Raw genomic sequence first — 22,847 nt, forward strand, 5'->3', positions numbered from 1 at the left:
CAGCGACCTAGTTGATTAAATTAACTTTAAAAAGAAAGAACTGCGCAAGCTTCTTGGTTCCTACACTTGGCTCTGATTAAAACTAATTACCTCATGGCTATTTTGTAAATTTTTAACTGTGGTATGCCGTGCTACGTTCTTGTTCTGCAAAGGTATACCATATTTACAACCCCTCCACATAGGTGGTTTGTATTCATACTTTAAACAGAAGCAGATGAGGGCAGCGAAACCGAGTTACTCGTATTCAAAAATAACCTACTCGCGCTGGCCGACTTGGCTAAATACTTTAACCTACCGACCATTCTAACTACCAGTTTTGAGAGTGGTCCAAATGGCCCACTGGTGCCTGAGCTAAAAGACATCTTTCCAGATGCGCCCTATATCGCGCGCCCAGGGAAAATTAATGCGTGGGACAACGAAGAGTTTTTAGCGGCGGTTAAGGCCACCGGCAAAAAGCAATTGATCATTGCTGGTGTCGTAACTGAAGTGTGTGTGGCGTTTCCTGTGCTTTCTGCGTTGGAAGAAGGTTACGAGGTGTTTGTAGTCACAGACGCATCAGGAACATTCAACCTCATGACACGTGATGCCGCTTGGGATCGTATGTCACAAGCAGGCGCTCAGTTAATAGCTTGGTTTGGTACAGCGTGTGAACTGCACCGCGACTGGCTAGTGTGCGATAACTCAGCGTGTCACCCAATACTTCCCAGTGTTGGGTGCGCGCTTTTCAAACCATATTCCTGACTATCGTAATCTAATCACCAGCTATACTACGCTTACAAGAAAGCTTAAAGGACACCCGCAATGAGTAACCTATCAAAATCTTTAGAGCATGAATGCACGGTGGCATCTGGTTGTAGCGCATTGAAGTTGGTTTTAACACCCAAAGATAAAGATTTGGGTGGGTTTAAAGTGCGGCGAACCCTGCCTGTGAGAGCATGCCGTAGCGTGGGGCCGTGGGTGTTTTTCGATCATATGGGTCCGGCGCATTTTAATGCGGGGCAGGGCATTGATGTACGGCCCCATCCACATATAGGTTTGGCGACCGTCACCTACCTTTTTGAAGGGGAAATGCTACATCGCGACTCGTTAGGCAGCGAGCAAACTATCGTGCCTGGCGATACTAACTTGATGGTAGCGGGGCGCGGCATTGTGCACTCAGAGCGCCAACGAGAGGAGATAAAAACAGCCCCACAAGATATCCATGGTTTACAACTGTGGTTGGCATTGCCAACGCAAGACGAGGTGTGTGACCCCGCGTTTTATCATTACGCCAGCGGTGATATTCCAAGCGTAACAGTAAACGGTGTGCCCGTTCGGGTTTTAATTGGCACAGCGTACGGCGTGGCCTCGCCCGTTAAAACCTTTTCAGAAACTTTATATATAGAAGCGCGAATGCAAGCGGGGCAGACGTTAGAACTACCGACAACCGATGAACTGGCGCTCTATGTGGTAACGGGGCGTTTAAGCGTGTTAGATAAAGCGCTTGAGCAACACAACATGGCCATCTTTGCAAAAGGCAGTGGCATTAGCGTTAAAGCCGAAGCCGACACCACGCTCGCCCTTATCGGCGGTGCACCTGTTGGCAAGCGCTACATGGATTGGAACTTTGTTGCCAGCGATAAATCCCTGATTGAACAAGCCAAACAAGATTGGCAAGCAGGCCAGTTTCCCAAAGTCCCCAATGATGAGGTTGAGTCTATCCCATTGCCCGAGTGGTGATTGGATTGAACATTGCAGTAAAACTTTAGAACAAACAAGAAAGCCATCAAAACAAAGTTTTGATGGCTTTTCATTTCGCTATTTGGTGGAGCTGGGGGGATTTGAACCCCCGTCCGGAAAGCGTCGACCTTCGGTCCTACATGTTTAGTATCGTCTATTGGTTAACCTTTAAATCTCGGACGAACACGATAAGTAAAGGCGAGGCCGCTTAGTTTTAGCCCTTCAACCCCGGCCAGGGTTTCCGTAGCGATCTTGTGTAGGGTGACACTCCAGAACCAGAACCACAAGCATTTCTTGGAGGAGTGCTAGCGGGCTATTATGCCGCTAGAGCGTAGTTATCGTCGTTTGCGATTACTTTAAATACGGCTTTTTTACGAGGCCAGCCGCACCTCGACATGCACCTTAGGCTTCATGAATCCCGTCGAATCCTAATCAGCCCCTGAATGTGTTATTCAGTGAAGTGACGCCAGTATAGCCCAGCGGAGGGCAATAGCTCAAGGAACTTTTTCAGGTAACTTATTAAATATGAATCGCTTGGGTGATTATTGTACAAAGTGCATTTACAATCGTTTATAATTTGTGTGCCAATGTAGCCATATATTACTTAACATTGTTGCATTGTTGTGCTCAAATGGCTTAGTTACGTTGTCAATAACAAAGTGGATTTGTTTTCGTAGGAATTAAGTCGATGTCGTTGTTTCGTTATGATAAAGATATGGGAGCGTTGTATTTACTCTCTCATCCATCAGAATCTGGTTTTCCAGCGAGTGCTTCTCAGCTGGTTGAATTGCTTGAGCAATCTGAATATGCCGATTTTGATATTGTCCACGCAAACATCGGTAAACTGTTCACAAGCAAAGACTCAGACAACGAATCCCTCGTAATTGCCATGGCCATAGGCGCCGAAATCTCTATCCGTGTTGATGATAATAATATGATTGCTGAGGCAACCATAGTCACCGCGCGTGGCGGCAACATGATTTCTATGGATGCAGCCGAGCAAGCGCTGAAAGACGCGGGTGTGAAACATGGTATTAACAAAACCGTACTTGAGCAATTTTTAGCGCAACAATTAGAACTGTCAGCGGGCGAGGTGTATAAAACCATCGTCGCGCACGGTCGTCGCGCTAAAAATGGCGATGATGCCAAATTTGTGCGCCTGTGTATGACAGCGCAGGACAGAGTGCTCAGCCCACAAGCCAAAGAGGGCGGTAAGGTTGATATGCGTGACCTAGGGGCCATCATCACCGTTAAGCCGGGTGCGCCATTAATGAAACGCATTCCACCCACAAAAGGCGAAACAGGCTATACCGTATTTGGTGACGTACTTGACCCAAAACCTGGCCGTGATTTTGAAATGCAGGTGCTTGAGGGCACTAAACTTGACGAAAATGACCCAAATATTCTGGTTGCCGATTCTAAAGGTGTGCCAGTAGCTGTGCCCCGCGGTATGCGTGTTGATGACGTTTTATGCTATCAAGACGTGGATGTCAGTACGGGTCATATTGAGTTTGACGGCAGTGTGATTGTCAGCGGTGACGTAAGAGATGGCATGCGCATCAAAGCCACCGGTGATATTACCGTGATTGGTTTTGTGGAGTGTGCGCAAATTGAAAGCGCTGGTGCGGTTACTATCATTCAAGGGGCAATTGGCAGAAAGCGCGCTGATAATGACGAGTTTTCGTGTTCTATCAAATCGGCGCGAACGGTTTCTATTGGCTATGCCCAGTATTGTCTTATTGAAACACAGCAAGATTTGTTTGTGGAACGTCAGGCGTTGCACTGCGATTTATCGGCAGGACGCTTGATCCGTATCGGTAAGGGTGAAAACCCAAGAGGCAAGTTGATAGGTGGTAATGTGCTCAATGCCCTGCGCCTTGAGACGGGTGAGCTGGGAGCACCATCTGGCACGCGTACTCGTATCGCCATTGCGCAAAATTGGTTTGAACTTAAAGAAAAACAAAAAGAGTTTAGAACCTTTGAAAGGCGCTTAACCGAAAAGGTCATGGAAGTGTCAAAGGCTAAAGCCAAGGCCACTAAGTCACCACAATCTAGTAAGCGTGACGAGTTTTTGAAAAAGTTAGAAGCGAGCGAAAAGCAGCTCGATATGCATTACAAGCGCAATCAGCGCAACATCAAAATTATCCAACAAAAGTTAGCGCGTCTACTGCATACCTGTCGTGTTAAGGTTAATGAGTTAATGCACCCCGGCATTGAAGTGGTCATTGCTAAAGACTCAAAACAGTTTACCCGTATTTATCCGCCGCACTCGGTGATGCTTGACGAAGGTAAGATCACTCAGCAGTTTAACCTGTAATAAGGTTAATGGCTTACTCTCTTAAAAGTACATTCGTATTTACAGTCACATATTGATAATTACTTACTAACCAATCCCCTAGAGTTTTGGCTCACTGTTAATCGCTCCATATTTTACGCCTTTTAGACTTTGGTCATTATTTGGTCATTTTGTATTTTTAGACTAAATTTATGAGTAAAGGTTGACACCGGTGTCAACGATATGCGTTAATACAGTGACACCGGTGTCAGGTTGGGGTGAGAGACAGCCTGATAGCGTACCTTTGAACGGGTAAATCAAAATGTGCTCAGTGCAAAGATTGGAGTGGAGTCTTTAATCGCGCTGAGCCTTTTTCCTCTAACCTATATAGAGAATGAGTCGAATATATGTTGCATCCTCGAATTAAAGAAGTTACCGAACGTGTTATTGAGCGCAGCCAAAATACACGTCACGCCTATTTAGACCGCATCGAAAAAGCAAAAAAACAAACGCGTGTTAGAGCAGGCCTTGGATGTGGCAACATTGCTCACGTAATGGCAGCATGTTCAAGTGATGACAAAGCACGTTTAAAAGCAGACGAGCAACCAAACCTTGCCATTATCAATTCATACAACGATATGTTGTCGGCTCACGTACCCTACAAAGAATATCCAGATTTAATTAAACAGATTGCACAAAAGTTTGATGCCACAGCACAGGTTGCAGGTGGTGTGCCAGCGATGTGTGATGGTGTTACCCAAGGCCGTGACGGCATGGAATTATCGCTGTTTTCACGCGATGTGATTGCCATGTCGACCGCCGTGGCGTTGTCACATGATGTATTTGACGGCGTATTTTGTTTAGGCGTGTGTGACAAAATTGTCCCTGGGCTGTTGATTGGCGCGTTGTCGTTCGGTCATTTACCTGTGTATTTCTTACCAGCAGGTCCGATGCAATCAGGTATTCCAAATAAAGAAAAAGCGCGTGTTCGCCAAAAGTTTGCCCAAGGCTTAGTCAGTCGTGAAGAGCTGCTTGAGGCTGAAAGTGCGTCTTATCACAGTGCCGGTACTTGTACCTTCTATGGCACTGCAAACTCAAATCAAATGTTGATGGAGATCATGGGTCTTCACCTTCCGGGTAGCTCATTTATTAACCCGTATACCGAATTACGTGATGGTCTAACTGGCAATGCGGTTGAGCGCATGTTGCAGCAACTCATTGATGGCAAAGACGCGAATTGTTTGGCGGATGTTGTGAGCGAAAAAACGGTGATTAACGGCTTAGTTGGGTTACTGGCAACGGGTGGTTCAACCAACCACGCTATTCATTTAGTGGCTATGGCAAAAGCGGCGGGCGTACAGATCACTTGGAAAGATATGGCTGATTTGTCTGAGGTAGTGCCTCTGCTTGCGCGTATTTATCCAAATGGCTCGGCGGATGTGAACCACTTCCAAGCGGCGGGCGGTATGGGCTTTTTGATGCGTGAACTGCGTGATGCTGGGTATTTACACAATGACGTTAAAACCATTGTCGGTGAGGGCCTAGACGCCTACACCCAAGAACCTGTGCTAGCAACAGATAGCAATCTGATCATGACTGACAGTAACGGTCCTAGCAAAGTGAAATGGGTGCCAGTGCCAGAGAAGTCATTGGACGAAGAAGTACTTCGCCCTGTTAACAACCCATTTAGCAAACAAGGTGGCTTGCAATTATTGACGGGCAACCTAGGTAAAGCAGTCATTAAGGTATCAGCTGTGCAGGAGCAACATCGTGTGGTGAGTGCCCCTGCAAAAGTGTTCAGCTCTCAAGGCGCGCTACAAGAAGCGTTTGCTAATGGTGAGCTTAATCAAGATTTTATCGCAGTGATTAAAGAGCAGGGCCCGAAAGCAAAAGGGATGCCTGAGCTACACAAATTAACGCCAGTGATGGCAACGCTACAAGACCAAGGTTTCAAAGTGGCGATTGTGACCGACGGCCGTATGTCTGGTGCATCGGGTAAAGTGCCAGCAGCGATTCACCTCGCGCCTGAGGCGGTAGAAGGTGGACTGATCGCCAAGATTCAAGACGGCGACTTAGTCACTTTGGACGCACCAGCGGGTGTTCTGAAAGTTCACGTATCAGATGATGAGCTTGCCAATCGTGAAGCGCAATTGACACAGCCTGAAATGACTTATGGCACAGGCCGTGAGTTGTTCAACGGATTTAGAAATATTGTTAGCAGTGCAGACTTAGGTGCGAGTGCCTTTGGTCTAGAAGAATAAAAGAGCATTGGGAATGAGGAAGGTTATGAGCATAGAGAAGATTTTATCATCGGCACCGGTAGTCCCTGTAGTTGTTATCGACAACTTAGAAGATGCCGCGCCGCTAGCGCAAGCTTTGTATAACGGTGGTTTAAAAGCATTGGAAATCACTTTGCGTACACCTGTGGCTGCGCAGGCGGTAAAAATTATGAAAGAAACAGTACCAGATGCCTACGTGGGCACGGGTACTGTGGTTGATAGAGCTACGTTTGAAGCATCGGTTGCTGCTGGCGCTGATTTTATGGTGAGCCCTGGTGTGAATGACGAACTATTGGCGCTTGCCAAAGAGTCTGATATTCCATTTTTACCTGGTGCTGCTACACCAAGCGAAGTGATGAATCTGGCTTCTCACGGTTTTAAATATCTTAAGTTCTTCCCTGCTGAAGCTGCAGGTGGTGCTGCCATGTTGAAATCCATCGGTGGCCCTTTACCGCAGGTAACGTTTTGCCCAACAGGGGGGATCACTTTAGAGAGTGCGCCAAAATACCTCTCACTGAGCAACGTAATTTGCGTGGGTGGTACGTGGATGTTGGACAAACAACTTATCGCAAACAAAGACTGGCAAGCCATTGAAGCGCTTGCAAAACAAGCAAGTGAAGTTAAATAATCAAGGGGAATCGCAGCATGATTAACGTCGCAATTAATGGCTATGGCCGTATCGGTCGCAATGTTTTACGAGCGCTTTATGAGTCTGGCCAAAATGAACAAATTAAAATCGTTGCTATCAACGATTTAGCACCAGCTAATGTAAACGCCCACCTGACTCAGTTCGATTCAGTACACGGTCGTTTCAACCAAACGGTAACTTTGCATGACAACACGCTGGTTGTTGGCAGTGATGAAATTACCCTAACGCAAGAGCGTGACCCTGCAAACCTACCTTGGAAAGCGTTGAACGTTGACATTGTTTTAGAATGTACGGGTCTGTTCACCTCAAGAGATGCAGCGGCTAAACACATTGAAGCTGGTGCGAAGAAGGTGATCGTATCTGCGCCGGGCACAGATATGGATGCAACGGTTGTACACGGTGTAAACAGTGAAGTGCTAAACGCGCAAAGCAACATCATTTCAAATGCTTCTTGTACCACAAACTGCTTAGCACCAGTTGCAAAAGCGCTTAACGATGTCATTGGTATCGAGCAAGGTAGCATGACAACCATTCATGCCTACACCAATGACCAGAATCTAAGTGATGTGTATCACCCTGATTTATATCGTGCGCGTAGCGCGACTCAATCTATGATCCCAACTAAAACTGGTGCTGCCAAAGCGGTAGGCTTGGTATTACCAGAGTTGGCGGGCAAATTAGACGGTATGGCGGTACGTGTGCCAACTATCAATGTTTCGTTAGTTGACCTAACTTTTGTTGCTAAGCGTGACACAACCATTGAAGAAGTTAATCAGGTTGTAAAGGCTGCCTCAGAAGGGGCAATGGCGGGTATTTTGGAATACAACGAACTACCACTTGTTTCTATCGACTTTAACCATAACCCAGCGTCTTCTGTGTTTGATGCAACGCAAACTAAAGTGGATGGCAAACTTGTTAAAGTGATGGCTTGGTATGATAACGAATGGGGTTTCTCAAACCGCATGTTAGACCAAGTTAAAGCGCTGGGCCAGTTTTTATAAAAATCCCACACGTTAAGACTTGTGATAAAGAGCCGCGCTAAAGCGGCTTTTTTATTTGTCTATTAAATGGGACACCCGTGGCCGTTTCTCCTTTGCCGTAAAGCCTATGAATCAGTTATCGCGTATAAGTATGTTGCTGTGCTTAATTATTATTTTGTATACATATCAGGTTGTAAAAGCTTGACTGTTGCTCCTGTGAGCAACGAAGGGAATGATGAGAATCATACAGCAATACAAAAAAGTAGTGTGATACAGAAAGCTACAAAGCGCTATATCAGCGCTCGTGTACGCAAAATTATACAAAGGCATGGAAGGCGTTGAATAACCTAGAGGCACAAGCAGCCCAATGCCTTATGCGGGGCTTTGTGTTGTTGACTCGCTATCTTCAACTACAGGTAAGGGCCAACCGCCCAGCGCTTGCCATTTATTGACAATATAGCAAAATAGCTCAGCGGTGCGCTCTGTGTCATATAACGCAGAGTGTGCTTGAGCGTTATCAAACTCAATCCCCGCAGTACGACATGCTTTAGCTAAAACCGTTTGACCCAGTGCTAAGCCAGCCAGTGAGGTGGTATCGAAACTGACAAACGGGTGAAACGGAGTGCGCTTGATGTTGTTACGTTCAATCGCAGCGTTTAAAAAGCCATGATCAAAGGCGGCGTTATGCGCGACCACCACTGAGCGCGAACAGCCCGCCGCTTTTTGCGCTTTTCTCACCATTTTGCAAATTTCTTTGATGGCGTCAGCTTCTACAACTGCGCCACGAAGCGCTGAGAAAGGGTCTATTCCGTTAAACTCTATGGCAGATTGCTCGATGTTGGCACCTTCGAATGGCTCAACATGAAAGTGTAAAGTTTGGTCTAAACTAAGGATGCCTGTTTCGTCCATTTTCAATGTGGTAACGGCGATTTCTAACAAGGCGTCTGTATCTTTATTAAAGCCTGCGGTTTCTACGTCGATAACTACAGGAAAGAAGCCACGAAAACGTTGTGAGTATAGAGTTTGCTCTTGATCTGCCATAATCTTATTGGTTGCTAAATTTGAGCCGCCCATTATACAAGGTGCATAAAAATATGCGAATCAGAGTTTGTGGGTGTTATTAAGTTATGGGCATAGTTATTGCATCAATGAGCACAGTAGTGACGCCATAGCAATAAATTGGCAAAGCGGAGTAAAGCGGTGAGTATACGGGTTAATATTTTTGGAGTTGGAGTACTGATGGCTATGATGAGTCAGCCTCAGGCGGCAATGCGGCAATACAGCGCCGATGCTGACTCATCCCATTGGACTGTCGATAAGAAAGCACGGCTCGAATGTAGTCTAAACCACGAGGTACCTTACTATGGTGATGCAATTTTTAGTGTCACCGCAAGCAAAAATAAAGATCTGACTTTTAACCTTGATATGGTGGTGCGTCCTGAGACGTATGCATTTGCGGGCTTGCAATCGGTTCCCCCTGTATGGCGTGCGGGTGTGCCAGCCCGAGACATTGGGCAAATGCAATTACTGAAAAAATTTGATGGTGAGCTAGATAATGTGCTGTCTTGGGAAATGCTCAGTGAATTAGAAAAGGGGTATTTTCCCACTTTCCATTATAAAGATTGGCAAAATAGCCAGGACCAGATCTCTGTAGCGCTATCATCAGTTAATTTTAAGCAAGCCTATTGGGCGTTTTTGCAATGTAGAGACAATCTGTTGCCCTATAGTTTTGAAGATATTTCATTTACGGTAATGAACTATAAGAAAAACTCCAGCGAGTTGACGAAGTCATCACGTAAGCGCTTGGATATGATAGGGGAATATCTCAATAACGACCCAAATATCGAGTCGATTTATATTTCTGCATATACGGATAGCCATGGTGGGCGGTGGCCTAATTTAGAGCTCTCCCGTAGACGTGCAGAGGCAATCAAAGAATACATTACAGCCAAAGGGGTTGCCGCGGATCGTATTGTTACTGAAGGGCTGGGTGAAAAGCGCCATGTGGCTGCGAACGATAACGAAATTGGCCGTAATCGCAACCGTCGTGTGGTCATTCAAATCTCTAGACCCTAACAGTTTGAGATATAAGCTATAAAAACGCCGCTAATTAAGCGGCGTTTTTATTTGAGCGACTAAATCTTATTGCGAATAAGGTCGCGAACAATAAATCGGTTAGGGTGAATTGCTTGGTGTACACGCTCGCTAAATGGTCGAGGCTCGTTACATAGGCTCGCGACTAAATGCTCGGTTGCTAGTGGGGCACTGCACAGCCCTCGTGCACCAAAGCCTGTCACAATATGGAGCCCTGCATGTGGTTGCACTTGGCTTGCAAAGCCATAGTGCTTGCCTTTGCGCAGGTTAGCAAAAGCGTACATCAGGTCTTGATTGTCAGGTACTTGCCCTAACATGGGGATGTGATCTGCAAAGCAGCAGCGCACTGCGGCCTTAGCACTGGCTATCTCGCCTAGGGTGTTGGCAAAGTCACAATTACCATAAAATTTATTGAGCTGAGCACGGTTGATGTGATCATCCTGTTCAGTGACGCTGCGGCTCTTGGTGTTTTTCTCAAATGTGGCGCCCATGCAATGTAGAGCGTCATTGGCCGGGGTAAAGTAACCTTTGTGGCACAGCACGGTTTGCAGGTGTGCCGATTGTTCGCTTGCACGAACGTGAGACACCTGCCCACGTACTCCTTGAATGGGAATGTCTTTGGTTTGCTCAAATCGGTCGCTATGCTCACCGCCACAAATGAAGACATCGCTAAACGGGCCGTAGCGTGTATTTTGTGCGTGTAACATCCAGCCTTCACTGGTCTTTTCAAGACGTGCAATGTCAGCGTTAAACTGTACCTGACAGAGCTCCTTTTTCTGAACCGCTGCAAAGATGGCATGCGTAAGCTGCGCTGGATTTACCCAGCCAGCCTGTTCGATATATAGCCCTGAGTAGGGCACAGATACACCGGCTATCTTGGATGCTTGTTGCTCGTTGACTTGGCGGATAAGGGCTTCTGGCCAGTTGCGCTTCTCAACCAAAGTGCGTTGCTGTGTTTGTTTTGCTTCACTGATAGCTTGTAACAGCACACCACACCAATCATGGTCGTAATGAAAGCCTAACTCCGTAATATGCTGATAAAAGCGTTTTGCATATAAAAAGCTATGAGCATAAAACTCACTTGGGGGATTATTATCAGCTTGAAGGTTTGGATAAATTGCACCTTGGCGATTGTGAGATGCGCCCTTGGCTAATGTGTCATCTTGGCACAGTAGTGTGCTTTTAATATTGCGCTTACTCAATTGATAGGCAAGGCAAGCGCTGGCGATACCGCCGCCTATGATCGCTACGTTGCTAAGAGACGACACGGCCGTAGCATAATAATCGGGTGTACTGGCGTAGCCATTTGCTGCACTTAACGTACCGACGACCATTTCTCTTTTTCGACCATAGCCTTTTACTTTTTTACATTCAAAGCCTGCTTGTTGTAGTCCTCTACGTACAAACCCCGCGGCGGTAAAGGTTGCAAAAGTGGCATTGCTGCGACTCAGATTTGCCATCGTATCAAACAAGGACTGTTGCCACATGTCAGGGTTTTTGCTCGGTGCAAAGCCATCTAAAAACCAAGCATCAACCAGCGCTGTTTGTTGGCAACTAATACTTGGTAGTGAGTCATGTACATCGCCAAACCACAAATCGAGAGTGACATTACCATCGTCAAACTCGAGGCGGTGGCAGCCCGCTAGGGCTATTGGGTACTGTGCGCACAATTGTTGTGCATAACCGCTTAAAGTTGGCCATGCAGCAAGTGCTTTAACTAGATCAGTGTGGCTTATGGGAAACTTTTCAAACGAAATGAAGTGCAATCTAGGCAGCTCTCCTTTGGTCTTAAGCGCATCGTATTGTTGCCATGCATTGAGAAAGTTTAAACCAGTACCAAAGCCTGTTTCGGCTATCACAAAGTGCTTTTGGTCATGCTTAGTTAAGCGTTCGGCGATATGATTTTGAGTGAAAAACACATAATGAGACTCAGCCAGTCCGTCATCATTCGAAAAGTAAACATCATCGAAGTTATCGGCTACAGGTGTACCCATATCGTTGAAATGAATTTGTGCGTTTTGGATCATAAAGCTACGAGGAAATTAAAAATTTCCCATATTTTACGCGTTTTCTCATGATACGTCCGTTGTAATTTGTGCTAATTTAATTCAGAGTACGTGTGTACGCTGGAAAGCTGACCACTTTGATGTTGATTTCAGCGTAGAATAATCGCAATTAAGTAAAGACTAAGGGAATTTACCCATGAGAAGAGCCGTAATTACGGGGATCGGTGTTGTATCTAGCATCGGCAACAACAAGCAAGAAGTATTGGAATCTTTGAAAGCAGGCAAAAGCGGCATTGCGTTCAACCAAGAGTTTGCTGACTATAAATTACGCAGTAACGTTTCTGGAAACATTGATATCGATGTGAAGCAATTTGTTGATCGTAAGGCACATCGTTTTATGGGCGATGCAGCGGCATACTCTTATATTTCAATGGCACAGGCGATTGAAGATTCAGGTTTGACGCCAGAGCAGGTTTCAAATGAGCGTACTGGCCTGATTGTTGGTTCTGGCGGTGGCTCATCAAAATATCAGGTGGAAGCAGCGGATATCCTACGTGAAAAGGGTGTAAAGCGAGTTGGACCATATATGGTACCTCGTACCATGGCAAGTACAGCGTCTGCGTGTTTGGCAACGCCGTTCAAGATCAAGGGTGTTAATTATTCAATTAGCTCTGCGTGTGCAACCTCTGCGCACTGTATTGGCAATGCGGTTGAACAAATTCAACTTGGTAAGCAAGATGTGATTTTTGCTGGTGGTGGTGAAGAGTTGCACTGGACTTTAGCAATGGAGTTCGATGCGATGGGGGCATTGTCAACCAAGTATAACGAGACACCAGAGAAAGCATCTCGTACCTACGATGCAAATCGTGATGGCTTTGTTATTTCAGGCGGTGGCGGTATCGTTGTTGTAGAAGAGCTAGAGCATGCTTTAGCTCGCGGTGCACATATTTACGCAGAAATTGTGGGCTACGGTGCAACTTCAGATGGCTATGACATGGTTGCGCCATCAGGTGAAGGGGCAGTACGTTGTATGAAGCAAGCTCTGGCCGACGTTACAGGACCTGTGGATTACTTAAACACACACGGCACATCAACACCAGTAGGTGATGTTAAAGAGCTTGGTGCGATTCAAGAGCTATTTGGTGAGAAATCACCTGCGATTAGTGCAACTAAAGCAATGACAGGTCATGCTTTGGGTGCGGCAGGTGTACATGAAGCGATTTATTCGTTGCTGATGCTAGAAAATAGCTTTGTGGCTCCATCAATCAATATTGATGAGCTGGACGAGCAAGCGAAAGGTCTGGATATCGTGACTGAACGTCGTGATGTGGAGCTTAACACTGTGATGTCAAACAGCTTTGGTTTTGGCGGAACAAATGCAACGTTAGTGATGCAAAAATACAAAGGCTAAGTCTTAGTTACCTAGTCTGAAGCCTCGCTTATGCGGGGCTTTTTATTACTTTATTGCATATGAGCAATAGATAGTAAAAAAGCCTCATAGTGAGGCTTTTTTACTATCTGGCTTTGTGTTTCATTAAGCGCTCTTTCTCACGAGACCAATCTTTTTCTTTGGTATCAGCACGTTTGTCGTGCATTTTCTTACCTTTGGCCAAGTGGAACTCTAATTTTACCCAGCATTTTTTCCAGTACATAGCTGTGGCAATAAGAGAGTAGCCCTCACGCTCGGTGGCGCCGACAAGACGGTCAATTTCGCGCTTGTTGAGCAGTAATTTACGATACCGCATAGGATCACAAATTACGTGGGTAGAGGCACTATTCAATGGTTGGATCTGACTGCCTAGCAGAAACGCTTCGCCATCTTTTAGGTGGATATAGGTGTCAGAAATATTGACCTTACCAGCTCGGATACTTTTTACTTCCCAGCCTTGTAGCTCAATACCTGCTTCGAATTTATCGTTTAAAAAATACTCATGACGCGCTTTTTTGTTTAGCGCGATGGTATTGCTTGTTGATTTTGATGATTTTTTCTTTGCCATAATGGCCTAGTTTACCTAGAAAAGAGAATAGAAAACAGCGCTTTTTTTATTTTGCAGGTTATTTTCCCTTAGCAGGGGCGCACATACAAGATAAATCTTAAAAAGCTTGCTAAAATCGGCGCAAATGAATTGGAGTACCTATGCCACAAATAGAAAAAACCGCGTTGGTGATGTATAGCAGCCAAGAAATGTTTGATTTAGTCAATGATGTTGACGCGTATCCAGCTTTTTTACCTAATTGCTCTGATGCAAAAATACTACAAGCAAATGAACAGAGTATGACGGCGAGCTTAGAAATATCTAAAGCGGGACTGAAAAAATGGTTTACCACAAAAAACAGTTTTGATGGAATGACTGTGCATATGCAGTTAGTTGAAGGCCCATTTAAATCTTTACATGGACACTGGCAATTTATTGAATTGGACGATCAAGCGTGTAAAGTAAGTCTAAAGCTTGAGTTTGAATTTGCTAACAAACTGATTGAAATGGCATTTGGTAAGGTATTTAACGAGGTTGCAAAGAGCATGGTTGCTGCATTCACACAACGTGCTAGAACGGTTTACGGGGCCAGATAATGATTAAAGTTGAAGTGGTATTTGCGATTCCACACAAAGCGACATGTCTGCAAGTCGATGTAGCAGAAGGAACCTCTGCTGAGCAAGTGGTGATGCAATCAGGCATTTTAGAAAAATGCCCAGAAATTGATGCGGGCAATTTAACTTTAGGTATTTGGAATCGCACCGTAAAAAATCACCAAGTAGTAAAAGAAGGTGACCGAATTGAGATCTATCGCCCGCTAATAGCGGATCCCAAGGATGCAAGGCGCAGAAGAGCTGAAAAGGCCAAAGAAGAAGGGCGTGCGAACAAGATAACTGGCGGCCGCCCTTTAAGCTAATAATCTAGTAGGGCACCTGACGGTTATTTATAGGCATTAAAAAAGGGCGAATCGCCCTTTTTTAGTCAACTACCCAAGAGTTATTCATCTAGTGGAGTATTAAATGATTCTGGCTCGTCAAAATCACCAGTAATTTTCGTCAGCTTATCGCCATCGAAATGCACGGTAAGTGATTTACGTTGCTCAGATTCACGGTCGATGTTGAATACATAAGCGTAATGCCACTTTTGATTGTTAAAAGCGTCTTTAGCGATAGGGCTACCGAGGACGAACAACACTTGCTCGCGAGTCATATTGACACGTAGTTTATCTACATCTGACTGCTCTAAAAAGTTACCTTGTGGCACATTGATGCGGTATACCCAACTTGAGCAACCAGACAACATCACAGTAATGACAACAGCACTGAGCCATACAGAAAGGGATTTATTAGACAGCATGTATTTGTGTATCCTTGTTTTGTGTTATTTGCATGATACTGATTAAGCGCAGAAGGTAAAGCTTCTTGTGGAACTTCGACCATACATGCAGCAAAAAGTTTCTCCATAGTAGGTATTTTGACATGGTGATAGAGCCAAGAGACACTAAAAAATGGTTTGTTTATATTGTAGAGACAAAGTTTGGCCATTGGTACACAGGCATAACCACGGATGTCGCTAAACGGTTTGCAGCGCACAGTGCTGGGACTGGGGCTAAAAACTTAAAAGGGAAGGGACCATTAACCTTGATTTTTAGTCACGCAGTAGGTGATAAAAGCGAAGCCAGTAAGTTAGAGTGGCAAATCAAAAAACTTTCTAAGGCGCAAAAAATTCAGCTGGTGCAATCTAAAGGACAATCAAGCAATGCAACGATAAAATCATTGATGAAGTTGACCACGTGTTGATACTTTTTAAAATCTATTTGCTCAAGTGTATCTTTAACACTGTGATGGTGTTTATCTTCCCCCATACCAAAATACAAATAGGGTAGCCCAGCTTTGTGAAAGGCATAGTGATCGCTGGCTTTGAGCCAATCAACACGTTCGGTGCCAACCAACCTACGCATTCTTTGTGGTGAACTGGCGAGCTTCAATTTGAAGTCATGTACTGGTAATCTGGCTAACACCTCTACGTAAGGTTTAGCCGTTCTAGAATGCATCACATAAAGCGTACTTTTTTGGTTTAATGCCAACATATCAAGGTTAATATTGAGCGCATACTCCGTACTATTTATCTTACTAGCGTAATGCTTAGCGCCGTGAAGACCTTTCTCCTCAGCATCTGTGGCAAGCAAGATAATTGGGTAATATCGCTTAGCAGTTTTTAGTTGCTGTGCTAAGGCTAGCAAGGCTGCAGTACCCGACGCGTTATCATTTGCACCGGCATATATTTTACTGCCCTTGGTGCCTAAATGGTCGTAATGTGCTGACACAACGATTGCTTTTCCACAGCGCGGAGTATTACAAGGGAGTTTAGCTACAACGTTGTGCCCAGTGGCCTCTGATGTAAAACCAGTTTTGAACGAAAAGCGTTGATACTCGGTTTGTAGGCCAAGTTGTGTGAATCTTGCAAAGAGGAATTGAGCGCTGAGGTTTGGCTCATCGCTACCGGCACTTCTGCCTGCATGTGCTGGGCTTGTGAGTGTTGCTAAGTCGTCGAATAGCTGTTGCGACACCGCAAAAGGCGATGCGCAACAAAGTATGATGGTACTAATTCTTAGCCACAGCTTGCAGCCATTGCAATTTGCCTTGATAACGGTTGCGGTCATGGTCAAATTCAGAAAGCTCATAAGCTTTTGATAAATAATACTTCGCACGTTCAAGGTCGTCTCTCAAATAATATACTTTTGCCATGCCAAAATAGCTGTCGTGTAGATGATGATCAAGCTTTTTGGCTCTGCGGAAGAATGACAGGGCTTGTGAGTATTGTTGCGCATTAAGCGCTTCGTTACCTTTTACAATCAGGTAATAGGGGTTATTTTTGCGCTTATCTTCAAGGCGGGCAAGAATTTTCTCACCTTCATCTACTCGGTCAGTGAGCTTGAAAAGCAAGGCCAGATTACCTAATACATTATTGTTTTCAGGATCAAGCGTGAGTGCTTGTTGATAGGCTTGCTCTGCCTGTTCATGAAATCCTGCAACTCGATACAAAATTCCTAGGTTTCCCCACGCCCCAGAATATTCTGGATCTGCTTTTACGGCAGCTGATAAATAGCTGTAGGCTTTATCGTTATCAGCATTTACCAAAGCCATTGCGCCTTTGTTGCTATAAAACATCGCTAAAATGCGTTGTTTGCTGATGTTGGAAGTGCTAAATGCTTGTCTACGACTATTTGGATCAAAATCGATGACGATTGATTTTGGGCGTGTATATAAGATATGGCTGTTATCTACATTACGATTCGTCTCAGAGACAACCAAATTTACATGACCTGTCAATAAGCTGTATCCTTGGCTTTGGTCCCAATATTCAGGAATATGAACCCGCTGAAATTGAGCATCAAACCCTAAGTGTTCAGCCAAGCTATAGGCTAGGATTGATAGTGATAGGCAGTTTGCGTTCAAGTTGTAGTAGGCTTGTGATGCGGTTAAGTTCGCGTCGGATTGATAGGCCAGTGATGACTCGCCATTATCAACCAGAAACTGCATCAGTGCCTTGGTTTGTGCTAGCTGAGGCGTACCATTTTTAAAAAAGAGTGTTAATTGTGATGTAATTTTTGGGTCTAAGTGAAATACATCATGTTCAGATTCAACCGCTACGCGTTTGAATGTACTATTGAGGCCTATGTTCTGGTCAATGTGTATCGAGCCAGATGTACTATTGCAGCCCGTGAGTATCAGCGCACTCAATAAGGCACTTAGGCATAGGGTTTGTTTAAATATTGGCATAACATATTTCCTGATACAGCTACATATCTATAGCATAGTTGATATTTCAAGTCCTTTGGCAGTTTAAGGGTTACAAATTATTTCGGTTAGTACTGACAGAGACCGTGATCAAGCGTGAAATATTTCACAAAGCTGATGGAATATGAGTAATTATGCGAGGAAGGAAGTTTGGCGGTCATCAAGACCGCCAGTGAAAGAGGTTATTTTTGTTCAAAACTCGCAACTAAATCATCCAGCGATTTAGCGGAGTCTGCGAGTGCTTGAATCGCATGTTCTGTATTAAGCTGAGCATTGGTGACTTCATCACTAATAGTGCTGATGTGCTCTATACTGCGCCCTACATCAGCCACCACATTACTTTGTTGCTCGGTTGCAGCTGCGATAAGTGTCGTCATATCATTGATTTGATTGGCAGCTTCGGTGACTTCTGACATCAATTCAACTGACGTTTGCATGCTCTCTACGCTGTGTTCAGCCTGTTGTTTTGACTGATTAATTTGCACAACAATAGCATCAGATGTTTGAGTCAACTCACTGATTGTCGCTTGTATTTCATCGGTAGACTTTGAGGTTCTACTTGCAAGCGCACGCACTTCGTCGGCCACCACGGCAAACCCTCTGCCATGCTCACCGGCACGGGCTGACTCAATCGCTGCATTGAGCGCCAATAAGTTAGTTTGCTCAGAGATACCGCGAATCGCATCAACAATATTGGCGATTGACTGTGTTTTCTGAGCTAAGGTCTCAACCTCATGCGCCATGGCGTCAATGTCACCAGCCAAGGTTTGCAGAATTTGCTGGCTTTGCTGTACGCGTTGATGGCTTTGTTCGGATGATGCTTTGCCTTGCTCAGTAAGCTTTGCCGAATTATTGGCACTGCCAGCAATCTCTTGTACAGTTGCGCCCATCTCATTGATAGCTGCTGCAACACTAATTGTTTGAGACTTTTGTTCGTCCAGTGCTTTTGAGTTTTTGATACTTTGTTCAAACACCTGCTCACTGGCCGTGCGGATCTCACGGCTTTCGCTGGCAACCATTTTGATTGCCGACTCAATTTTTGAAATAAACTCGTTGAAGCCATCTGCCAAGGCTTGTAATTCAGGCTGGTTGGACTGTGGTACTCGGTAATGTAGCTTAGCGTCACCACTGCCCAAGCGTGCAAATAATTGTGCCATATTTGACAGTGGTGCACTCAGGTTCTTCGCCATTAATAAGCTGATAAAGCTTGCGATTATTGCCGTGATCAGAGCGAACAGGATAATTTGCCATTGCAAAGAGTTAATTTCATCAAATACCTCTTTAGAGGGGACTTGTGCGATAACATACAGGTCGGTCTGCTCGATTGGGCTTGCGGCAACGATAGTATTACGACCATCAATCACAAAGGACCCAGATGAAAATGTTTTACGTGTTAGCAACTGGTTGTTGGCGTTACGGCCATAAAAATCACTCAAATTAGATTTGGCAACTTTAGATGCATCCGGGTGAAGCTGTACCTGACCTTGTGAGTTGACCACGTATACAAAGCCTGTTTTTTCTATTTTCATCTCGCTTAGCATACGCTGCATATCATCAATACTTTTGGCCAACCCTGCCAGACCAATACCATTAGTTTGTTGATGATTTACAAACATTTTTACATCACCTGGCGCTTCTTGGAAAATGCTAATAGAGAACGCCTCGCCACTTTGAGTAAACCCGAAGAACCAACCATCTTGTTGTTGATTTAAAACGCGCAGAAATCCGTCTTGGTTCCAATATTGAGCACTTTGTCGATTGGCCCAAGACGCAGTCACTAGGTCGTACTGCCCAGCTATGCGCTTAAGTTCATCCACCAGTGTTTGTTCATCCAGTTGGCCTTGCTTGGCCATCTCAAGAATGAACTTGTTACTGGAGAGTTGTTGGGCTGCACTTTTTAGTTGCAAAATTTGTTGTGCTATTGATTTATTTATACTTTCTACTTTGCTTGGTAGCTCTGACTCCAACATCCTTTTTTCAGTCATGGTCTTGGCACTATAAATCGCTGTGGCACCAATGACACTGGCAACTATGATTGCGATTAAACTACCCAGTAGGGTGATCCTTTGAGTGATAGATAAGTTATACATCCGCATTTAATTACACTTTTTACCGAACTGAATTAAATATTCTAGCATAACGGATTATTAGGGCATATTATTTCTGCGCCATAAGTTTCCGATGTGTTTGTATACACAGGTTTTATTATATAAACCTATAAATTAGTTATATAACTCTAATTGGTGATTTATACAGGCTGAACATGGATATTGGATCTATAATAGAAAAAGCCCATCGCATAGGCTGATGGGCTTTGGTTTCTAACAAGCGAACTGTTAAAAACTGGCAAGGTCGCTCAGTTACTTGCCTAGGGAGAAGGTTTAAACGATTTTCTTCATCGCTGACATGTAACCACGTAATGTCTCACCAATTACTTCAACAGGGTGGGTACGAATAGCATGGTTTACCTTGATCAGCGCCTGATTATCAACGTAGTTATCGCTCTCACTTAGACCTTGGCCTATGACATCTGCATTCACTTTGCTCATAAATGGCTTAAGTAGCGGTAAACATGCATGGTTATATAAATAACAGCCGTATTCTGCGGTATCAGAAATCGTTCTGTTCATTTCAAATAACTTCTTACGCGCAATGGTATTGGCAATCAAAGGTGTTTCATGTAGTGACTCATAGTAAGCCGACTCATCAATGATGCCCGCAGCGGTCATGGTTTCAAATGCTAACTCAACGCCCGCTTTCACCATTGCAACCATTAAAATACCCTTATCAAAGAACGTTTGTTCACAGATTTCTTCATCGGTATTTTGTTGCTTTTCAAATGCGGTGTTAGCGGTTTCTTCGCGCCATGAAAGTAGTTTGGCGTCGTCTTCTGCCCAGTCTGCCATCATACCTTTTGAGAACTCGCCGCTGATGATGTCGTCCATATGCTTGTTGTAAAGCGGACGCATTATTTGCTTTAGCTCTTCACTTAACTCAAACGCCTTGATTTTTGCAGGGTTTGATAAGCGATCCATCATGTTGGTGATACCGCCGTGTTTGAGGGCTTCTGTGATCACTTCCCAACCATATTGGATGAGTTTAGAAGCGTAGCTAGCATCAATGCCTTGCTCGACCATTTTATCGAAACAAAGTAATGAACCAGTTTGCAACATGCCACACAGGATGGTTTGTTCACCCATTAGGTCTGACTTCACTTCTGCGATAAATGAAGAGTGTAATACACCTGCTTTGTGGCCACCGGTGCCAGCTGCATAAGCTTTAGCCTGTGCCAAACCTTTTCCTTCTGGGTCGTTTTCTGGGTGAACAGCAATAAGCGTTGGTACACCAAAGCCACGCTTGTACTCTTCACGTACTTCTGTACCAGGACACTTAGGTGCTACCATGATCACGGTAATGTCTTGGCGTACTTGCATGCCTTCTTCAACAATATTAAAGCCATGTGAATAGGCAAGAGTTGCACCTTGTTTCATCAGTGGCATGACTGCACTCACTACCGCTGTATGTTGTTTGTCAGGTGTTAGGTTAAGCACAAGATCTGCTGTTGGGATTAGCTCTTGGTAGGTGCCTACGGTAAAACCATTTTCTGACGCACTGATAAACGATTGACGCTTTTCTTTGATAGCAGATTCGCGCAGCGCATAGCTTACATCTAAACCCGAATCACGTAGGTTTAAACCCTGATTTAAACCTTGTGCGCCACAGCCAACAATGACCAGTTTTTTGCCTTCTAATACCTTTACCCCATCGTCAAATTCTCTAGGGTCCATAAACTCGCATTGTGCTAATTGAGCAAGCTGCTCTCTTAGGGGTAATGTATTGAAATAGTTCGCCATGATATTACCTTTATAAAATCACTTGTTGTTAGAAATAATGATAGGTTGAGCATAAGCGCTGTTATTGATTACGTAAAATGATATATTTGAATTATTATATTTCATTTAATGAAAGGTAAGGTATGGACCATAAACAATTGGGCTACTTTCTCACATTGGCTGAAACACTGCACTTTGCCAGAGCCAGTGAGCTATGCCACGTGAGTGCACCAACGCTCAGTCGCCAAATTAAGCAACTTGAGCAAGAGCTTGGCACTGAACTTTTCATCCGTGACAATCGCAGCGTGATTCTAACACCCCACGGCAAGGCATTTGTTGAGTATTCTCAAGCCACACTGGCCAAATGGCGACAGTTTAAAAGTCATTGTCAGGATAATGAAGGTCCACTTAGCGGGGAGTTGAGCATGTATTGCTCGGTGACCGCCACTTATAGTTTTACCTATGAATTGTTTGCGCTGTTTCGTAAGCAGTACCCTGCGGTTGAGCTTAACCTCAACACGGGCGACCCTGCGTTTTCGATAAATCATGTACAAACAGGAAAAGAAGACTTAGCGGTGGCGGTGAAGCCATCGACCCTACCGCAAGGCCTGGCATATTTACCGCTAGGTAAGTCTCAGCTTGTTGTTATTGCCCCTGTGATGGATTGCCCGCTCACAGACATTTTAAATCGTTATCAAAACAGCAGTGCACTGTGGGCAAATTTGCCATTTATTATGCCCGAACACGGTGTGCTCAAAGAGCGGGTTGACGCGTTTTGCACTGTGCAAAAGCTCACTCCAAAAGTATATGCTCATGTATCTGGACATGAAGCCATGGTGGCGTTAGCAAGTTTAGGCTTTGGGGTGGCATGTGTACCGCAAATTGTGTTGGATCAAAGCCCCTTTCAACAACAAGTGCAATACTTAGATACTCGGGGAATGCTGGAAGGCATTGAAATTGGACTCGTCTGTAAACAAAAGCGGCTACAAGACCCAGTAGTGAATGCACTGTGGCAATGCGCAACAGAATTATTTTAAGCGTGATTGAGATAATATTGTTTTGTTTTTAAAAATGATGATTCACAAGGTTTTACGGCGTTTTACACACAGTCTACATCTTAATGGGTCTACAAATTTGGCCTACATTCCTCGGTATATTTGACACCATATACTATTTATAAAGACTTTTCTGTTTACAGATTAGTCATGGCTTGTTGATGATTTTACCGATCTTTAT

General features: G+C 44.6%; 19 protein-coding genes, 1 other RNA gene and 1 pseudogene. 12 read left to right on the plus strand and 9 right to left on the minus strand.

All coding sequences use genetic code 11. The features are described 5' to 3' along the window. Window positions 1-243: 243 nt before the first annotated feature. A pseudogene (locus L1070_RS05880) lies at window positions 244-805 on the plus strand (hydrolase); the annotation flags it as partial. After that, the gene (locus L1070_RS05885; RefSeq protein ID WP_237124840.1) at window positions 802-1,719 is read left to right on the plus strand and encodes a pirin family protein; all 918 of its coding nucleotides are present in this window, start codon (window positions 802-804) and stop codon (window positions 1,717-1,719) included. The pseudogene L1070_RS05880 and the gene L1070_RS05885, both read left to right, overlap by 4 nt. 83 nt (window positions 1,720-1,802) lie before the next feature. Here the strand turns inward: L1070_RS05885 and ssrA are convergent. Continuing rightward, window positions 1,803-2,159, minus strand: a transfer-messenger RNA (tmRNA) gene (ssrA, locus tag L1070_RS05890). Between the two features lie 248 nt (window positions 2,160-2,407). Between ssrA and L1070_RS05895 the strand changes: the two genes are divergently transcribed. The 4 genes from L1070_RS05895 (at window position 2,408) to gap (ending at window position 7,923) form a co-directional block, all read left to right on the plus strand. Then, a complete protein-coding gene (locus L1070_RS05895; RefSeq protein WP_237124841.1) occupies window positions 2,408-4,036 on the plus strand; it encodes a FapA family protein in 1,629 nt (542 codons plus the stop codon). A 365-nt stretch (window positions 4,037-4,401) separates the two neighbouring features. Next, the gene (gene edd, locus L1070_RS05900) at window positions 4,402-6,255 is read left to right on the plus strand and encodes a phosphogluconate dehydratase (protein ID WP_237124842.1); all 1,854 of its coding nucleotides are present in this window, start codon (window positions 4,402-4,404) and stop codon (window positions 6,253-6,255) included. Between the two features lie 25 nt (window positions 6,256-6,280). Next, window positions 6,281-6,901, plus strand: coding sequence for a bifunctional 4-hydroxy-2-oxoglutarate aldolase/2-dehydro-3-deoxy-phosphogluconate aldolase (eda, locus tag L1070_RS05905; protein WP_237124843.1), 621 nt, complete (start codon window positions 6,281-6,283; stop codon window positions 6,899-6,901). 17 nt (window positions 6,902-6,918) lie between these two features. Beyond that, the gene (gap, locus tag L1070_RS05910; protein ID WP_070984714.1) at window positions 6,919-7,923 is read left to right on the plus strand and encodes a type I glyceraldehyde-3-phosphate dehydrogenase; all 1,005 of its coding nucleotides are present in this window, start codon (window positions 6,919-6,921) and stop codon (window positions 7,921-7,923) included. Between the two features lie 351 nt (window positions 7,924-8,274). Here gap and rnt read toward each other — a convergent pair whose 3' ends face one another. Then, on the minus strand, window positions 8,275-8,943 hold the full coding sequence (rnt, locus tag L1070_RS05915; RefSeq protein ID WP_070985583.1) for a ribonuclease T: 669 nt from the start codon (window positions 8,941-8,943) through the stop codon (window positions 8,275-8,277). A gap of 198 nt (window positions 8,944-9,141) precedes the next feature. On the opposite strand from rnt, the gene L1070_RS05920 reads away from it, so the two are divergent. Then, a complete protein-coding gene (locus L1070_RS05920) occupies window positions 9,142-9,978 on the plus strand; it encodes an OmpA family protein (RefSeq protein WP_083330471.1) in 837 nt (278 codons plus the stop codon). A gap of 59 nt (window positions 9,979-10,037) precedes the next feature. On the opposite strand, the gene mnmC is transcribed toward L1070_RS05920, so the two are convergent. Then, window positions 10,038-12,023, minus strand: coding sequence for a bifunctional tRNA (5-methylaminomethyl-2-thiouridine)(34)-methyltransferase MnmD/FAD-dependent 5-carboxymethylaminomethyl-2-thiouridine(34) oxidoreductase MnmC (gene mnmC, locus L1070_RS05925; RefSeq protein ID WP_237124844.1), 1,986 nt, complete (start codon window positions 12,021-12,023; stop codon window positions 10,038-10,040). Window positions 12,024-12,198: 175 nt separating this feature from the next. Between mnmC and fabB the strand changes: the two genes are divergently transcribed. Then, window positions 12,199-13,413 (plus strand): beta-ketoacyl-ACP synthase I, encoded by a 1,215-nt coding sequence (gene fabB, locus L1070_RS05930; RefSeq protein ID WP_070984722.1) that lies wholly within the window; start codon window positions 12,199-12,201, stop codon window positions 13,411-13,413. 103 nt (window positions 13,414-13,516) lie between these two features. On the opposite strand, the gene smpB is transcribed toward fabB, so the two are convergent. Further along, window positions 13,517-13,999 carry an SsrA-binding protein SmpB gene (smpB, locus tag L1070_RS05935; RefSeq protein ID WP_070984725.1) on the minus strand — a complete coding sequence of 161 codons (483 nt, stop codon included), beginning with the start codon at window positions 13,997-13,999 and terminating at the stop codon, window positions 13,517-13,519. 140 nt (window positions 14,000-14,139) lie between these two features. Here smpB and L1070_RS05940 point away from each other — a divergent pair, with 140 nt between their 5' ends. Continuing rightward, on the plus strand, window positions 14,140-14,574 hold the full coding sequence (locus L1070_RS05940) for a type II toxin-antitoxin system RatA family toxin (protein WP_237124845.1): 435 nt from the start codon (window positions 14,140-14,142) through the stop codon (window positions 14,572-14,574). Beyond that, on the plus strand, window positions 14,574-14,894 hold the full coding sequence (locus L1070_RS05945; protein WP_070984729.1) for an RnfH family protein: 321 nt from the start codon (window positions 14,574-14,576) through the stop codon (window positions 14,892-14,894). Before L1070_RS05940 ends, L1070_RS05945 begins: the two co-directional genes overlap by 1 nt. 80 nt (window positions 14,895-14,974) lie before the next feature. Here L1070_RS05945 and L1070_RS05950 read toward each other — a convergent pair whose 3' ends face one another. Further along, complete coding sequence (locus L1070_RS05950) at window positions 14,975-15,334, minus strand: outer membrane protein assembly factor BamE (RefSeq protein WP_070984732.1); 360 nt, start codon at window positions 15,332-15,334, stop codon at window positions 14,975-14,977. Between the two features lie 122 nt (window positions 15,335-15,456). Between L1070_RS05950 and L1070_RS05955 the strand changes: the two genes are divergently transcribed. Then, entirely contained in the window at window positions 15,457-15,777 is a 321-nt protein-coding gene (locus tag L1070_RS05955; RefSeq protein WP_237124846.1) for a GIY-YIG nuclease family protein, read from the plus strand. On the opposite strand, the gene L1070_RS05960 is transcribed toward L1070_RS05955, so the two are convergent. From L1070_RS05960 to ilvC, 4 genes are all read right to left on the minus strand, one after another. After that, window positions 15,705-16,661 (minus strand): M28 family peptidase, encoded by a 957-nt coding sequence (locus L1070_RS05960; RefSeq protein ID WP_237124847.1) that lies wholly within the window; start codon window positions 16,659-16,661, stop codon window positions 15,705-15,707. The genes L1070_RS05955 and L1070_RS05960 overlap by 73 nt on opposite strands. Further along, window positions 16,582-17,760: a tetratricopeptide repeat protein gene (locus L1070_RS05965; protein WP_070984737.1), complete on the minus strand. Its 1,179-nt coding sequence runs from the start codon at window positions 17,758-17,760 to the stop codon at window positions 16,582-16,584. The genes L1070_RS05960 and L1070_RS05965 overlap by 80 nt, the downstream gene beginning before the upstream one ends. Before the next feature lie 200 nt (window positions 17,761-17,960). Continuing rightward, window positions 17,961-19,874, minus strand: a complete 1,914-nt coding sequence (locus L1070_RS05970; RefSeq protein WP_237124848.1) for a methyl-accepting chemotaxis protein — start codon at window positions 19,872-19,874, stop codon at window positions 17,961-17,963. Between the two features lie 285 nt (window positions 19,875-20,159). Further along, complete coding sequence (gene ilvC, locus L1070_RS05975; protein ID WP_237124849.1) at window positions 20,160-21,632, minus strand: ketol-acid reductoisomerase; 1,473 nt, start codon at window positions 21,630-21,632, stop codon at window positions 20,160-20,162. Window positions 21,633-21,754: 122 nt separating this feature from the next. On the opposite strand from ilvC, the gene ilvY reads away from it, so the two are divergent. Then, window positions 21,755-22,648, plus strand: a complete 894-nt coding sequence (gene ilvY, locus L1070_RS05980) for an HTH-type transcriptional activator IlvY (RefSeq protein ID WP_237124850.1) — start codon at window positions 21,755-21,757, stop codon at window positions 22,646-22,648. Window positions 22,649-22,847: the final 199 nt, after the last annotated feature.

Origin of the sequence: Pseudoalteromonas sp. MMG022, assembly GCF_021654245.1 — a bacterium.
GTDB classification, from domain to species: domain Bacteria; phylum Pseudomonadota; class Gammaproteobacteria; order Enterobacterales; family Alteromonadaceae; genus Pseudoalteromonas; species Pseudoalteromonas amylolytica.

Excerpts from the sequence above, each read along its gene's own strand:
- L1070_RS05885 (WP_237124840.1), top strand. The coding sequence starts at position 802 with ATGAGTAACCTATCAAAATCTTTAGAGCATGAATGCACGGTGGCATCT.
- L1070_RS05895 (WP_237124841.1), top strand. The coding sequence starts at position 2,408 with ATGTCGTTGTTTCGTTATGATAAAGATATGGGAGCGTTGTATTTACTC.
- edd (WP_237124842.1), top strand. The coding sequence starts at position 4,402 with ATGTTGCATCCTCGAATTAAAGAAGTTACCGAACGTGTTATTGAGCGC.
- eda (WP_237124843.1), top strand. The coding sequence starts at position 6,281 with ATGAGCATAGAGAAGATTTTATCATCGGCACCGGTAGTCCCTGTAGTT.
- gap (WP_070984714.1), top strand. The coding sequence starts at position 6,919 with ATGATTAACGTCGCAATTAATGGCTATGGCCGTATCGGTCGCAATGTT.
- rnt (WP_070985583.1), bottom strand. The coding sequence starts at position 8,943 with ATGGCAGATCAAGAGCAAACTCTATACTCACAACGTTTTCGTGGCTTC.
- L1070_RS05920 (WP_083330471.1), top strand. The coding sequence starts at position 9,142 with ATGGCTATGATGAGTCAGCCTCAGGCGGCAATGCGGCAATACAGCGCC.
- mnmC (WP_237124844.1), bottom strand. The coding sequence starts at position 12,023 with ATGATCCAAAACGCACAAATTCATTTCAACGATATGGGTACACCTGTA.
- fabB (WP_070984722.1), top strand. The coding sequence starts at position 12,199 with ATGAGAAGAGCCGTAATTACGGGGATCGGTGTTGTATCTAGCATCGGC.
- smpB (WP_070984725.1), bottom strand. The coding sequence starts at position 13,999 with ATGGCAAAGAAAAAATCATCAAAATCAACAAGCAATACCATCGCGCTA.
- L1070_RS05940 (WP_237124845.1), top strand. The coding sequence starts at position 14,140 with ATGCCACAAATAGAAAAAACCGCGTTGGTGATGTATAGCAGCCAAGAA.
- L1070_RS05945 (WP_070984729.1), top strand. The coding sequence starts at position 14,574 with ATGATTAAAGTTGAAGTGGTATTTGCGATTCCACACAAAGCGACATGT.
- L1070_RS05950 (WP_070984732.1), bottom strand. The coding sequence starts at position 15,334 with ATGCTGTCTAATAAATCCCTTTCTGTATGGCTCAGTGCTGTTGTCATT.
- L1070_RS05955 (WP_237124846.1), top strand. The coding sequence starts at position 15,457 with ATGGTGATAGAGCCAAGAGACACTAAAAAATGGTTTGTTTATATTGTA.
- L1070_RS05960 (WP_237124847.1), bottom strand. The coding sequence starts at position 16,661 with ATGAGCTTTCTGAATTTGACCATGACCGCAACCGTTATCAAGGCAAAT.
- L1070_RS05965 (WP_070984737.1), bottom strand. The coding sequence starts at position 17,760 with ATGCCAATATTTAAACAAACCCTATGCCTAAGTGCCTTATTGAGTGCG.
- L1070_RS05970 (WP_237124848.1), bottom strand. The coding sequence starts at position 19,874 with ATGCGGATGTATAACTTATCTATCACTCAAAGGATCACCCTACTGGGT.
- ilvC (WP_237124849.1), bottom strand. The coding sequence starts at position 21,632 with ATGGCGAACTATTTCAATACATTACCCCTAAGAGAGCAGCTTGCTCAA.
- ilvY (WP_237124850.1), top strand. The coding sequence starts at position 21,755 with ATGGACCATAAACAATTGGGCTACTTTCTCACATTGGCTGAAACACTG.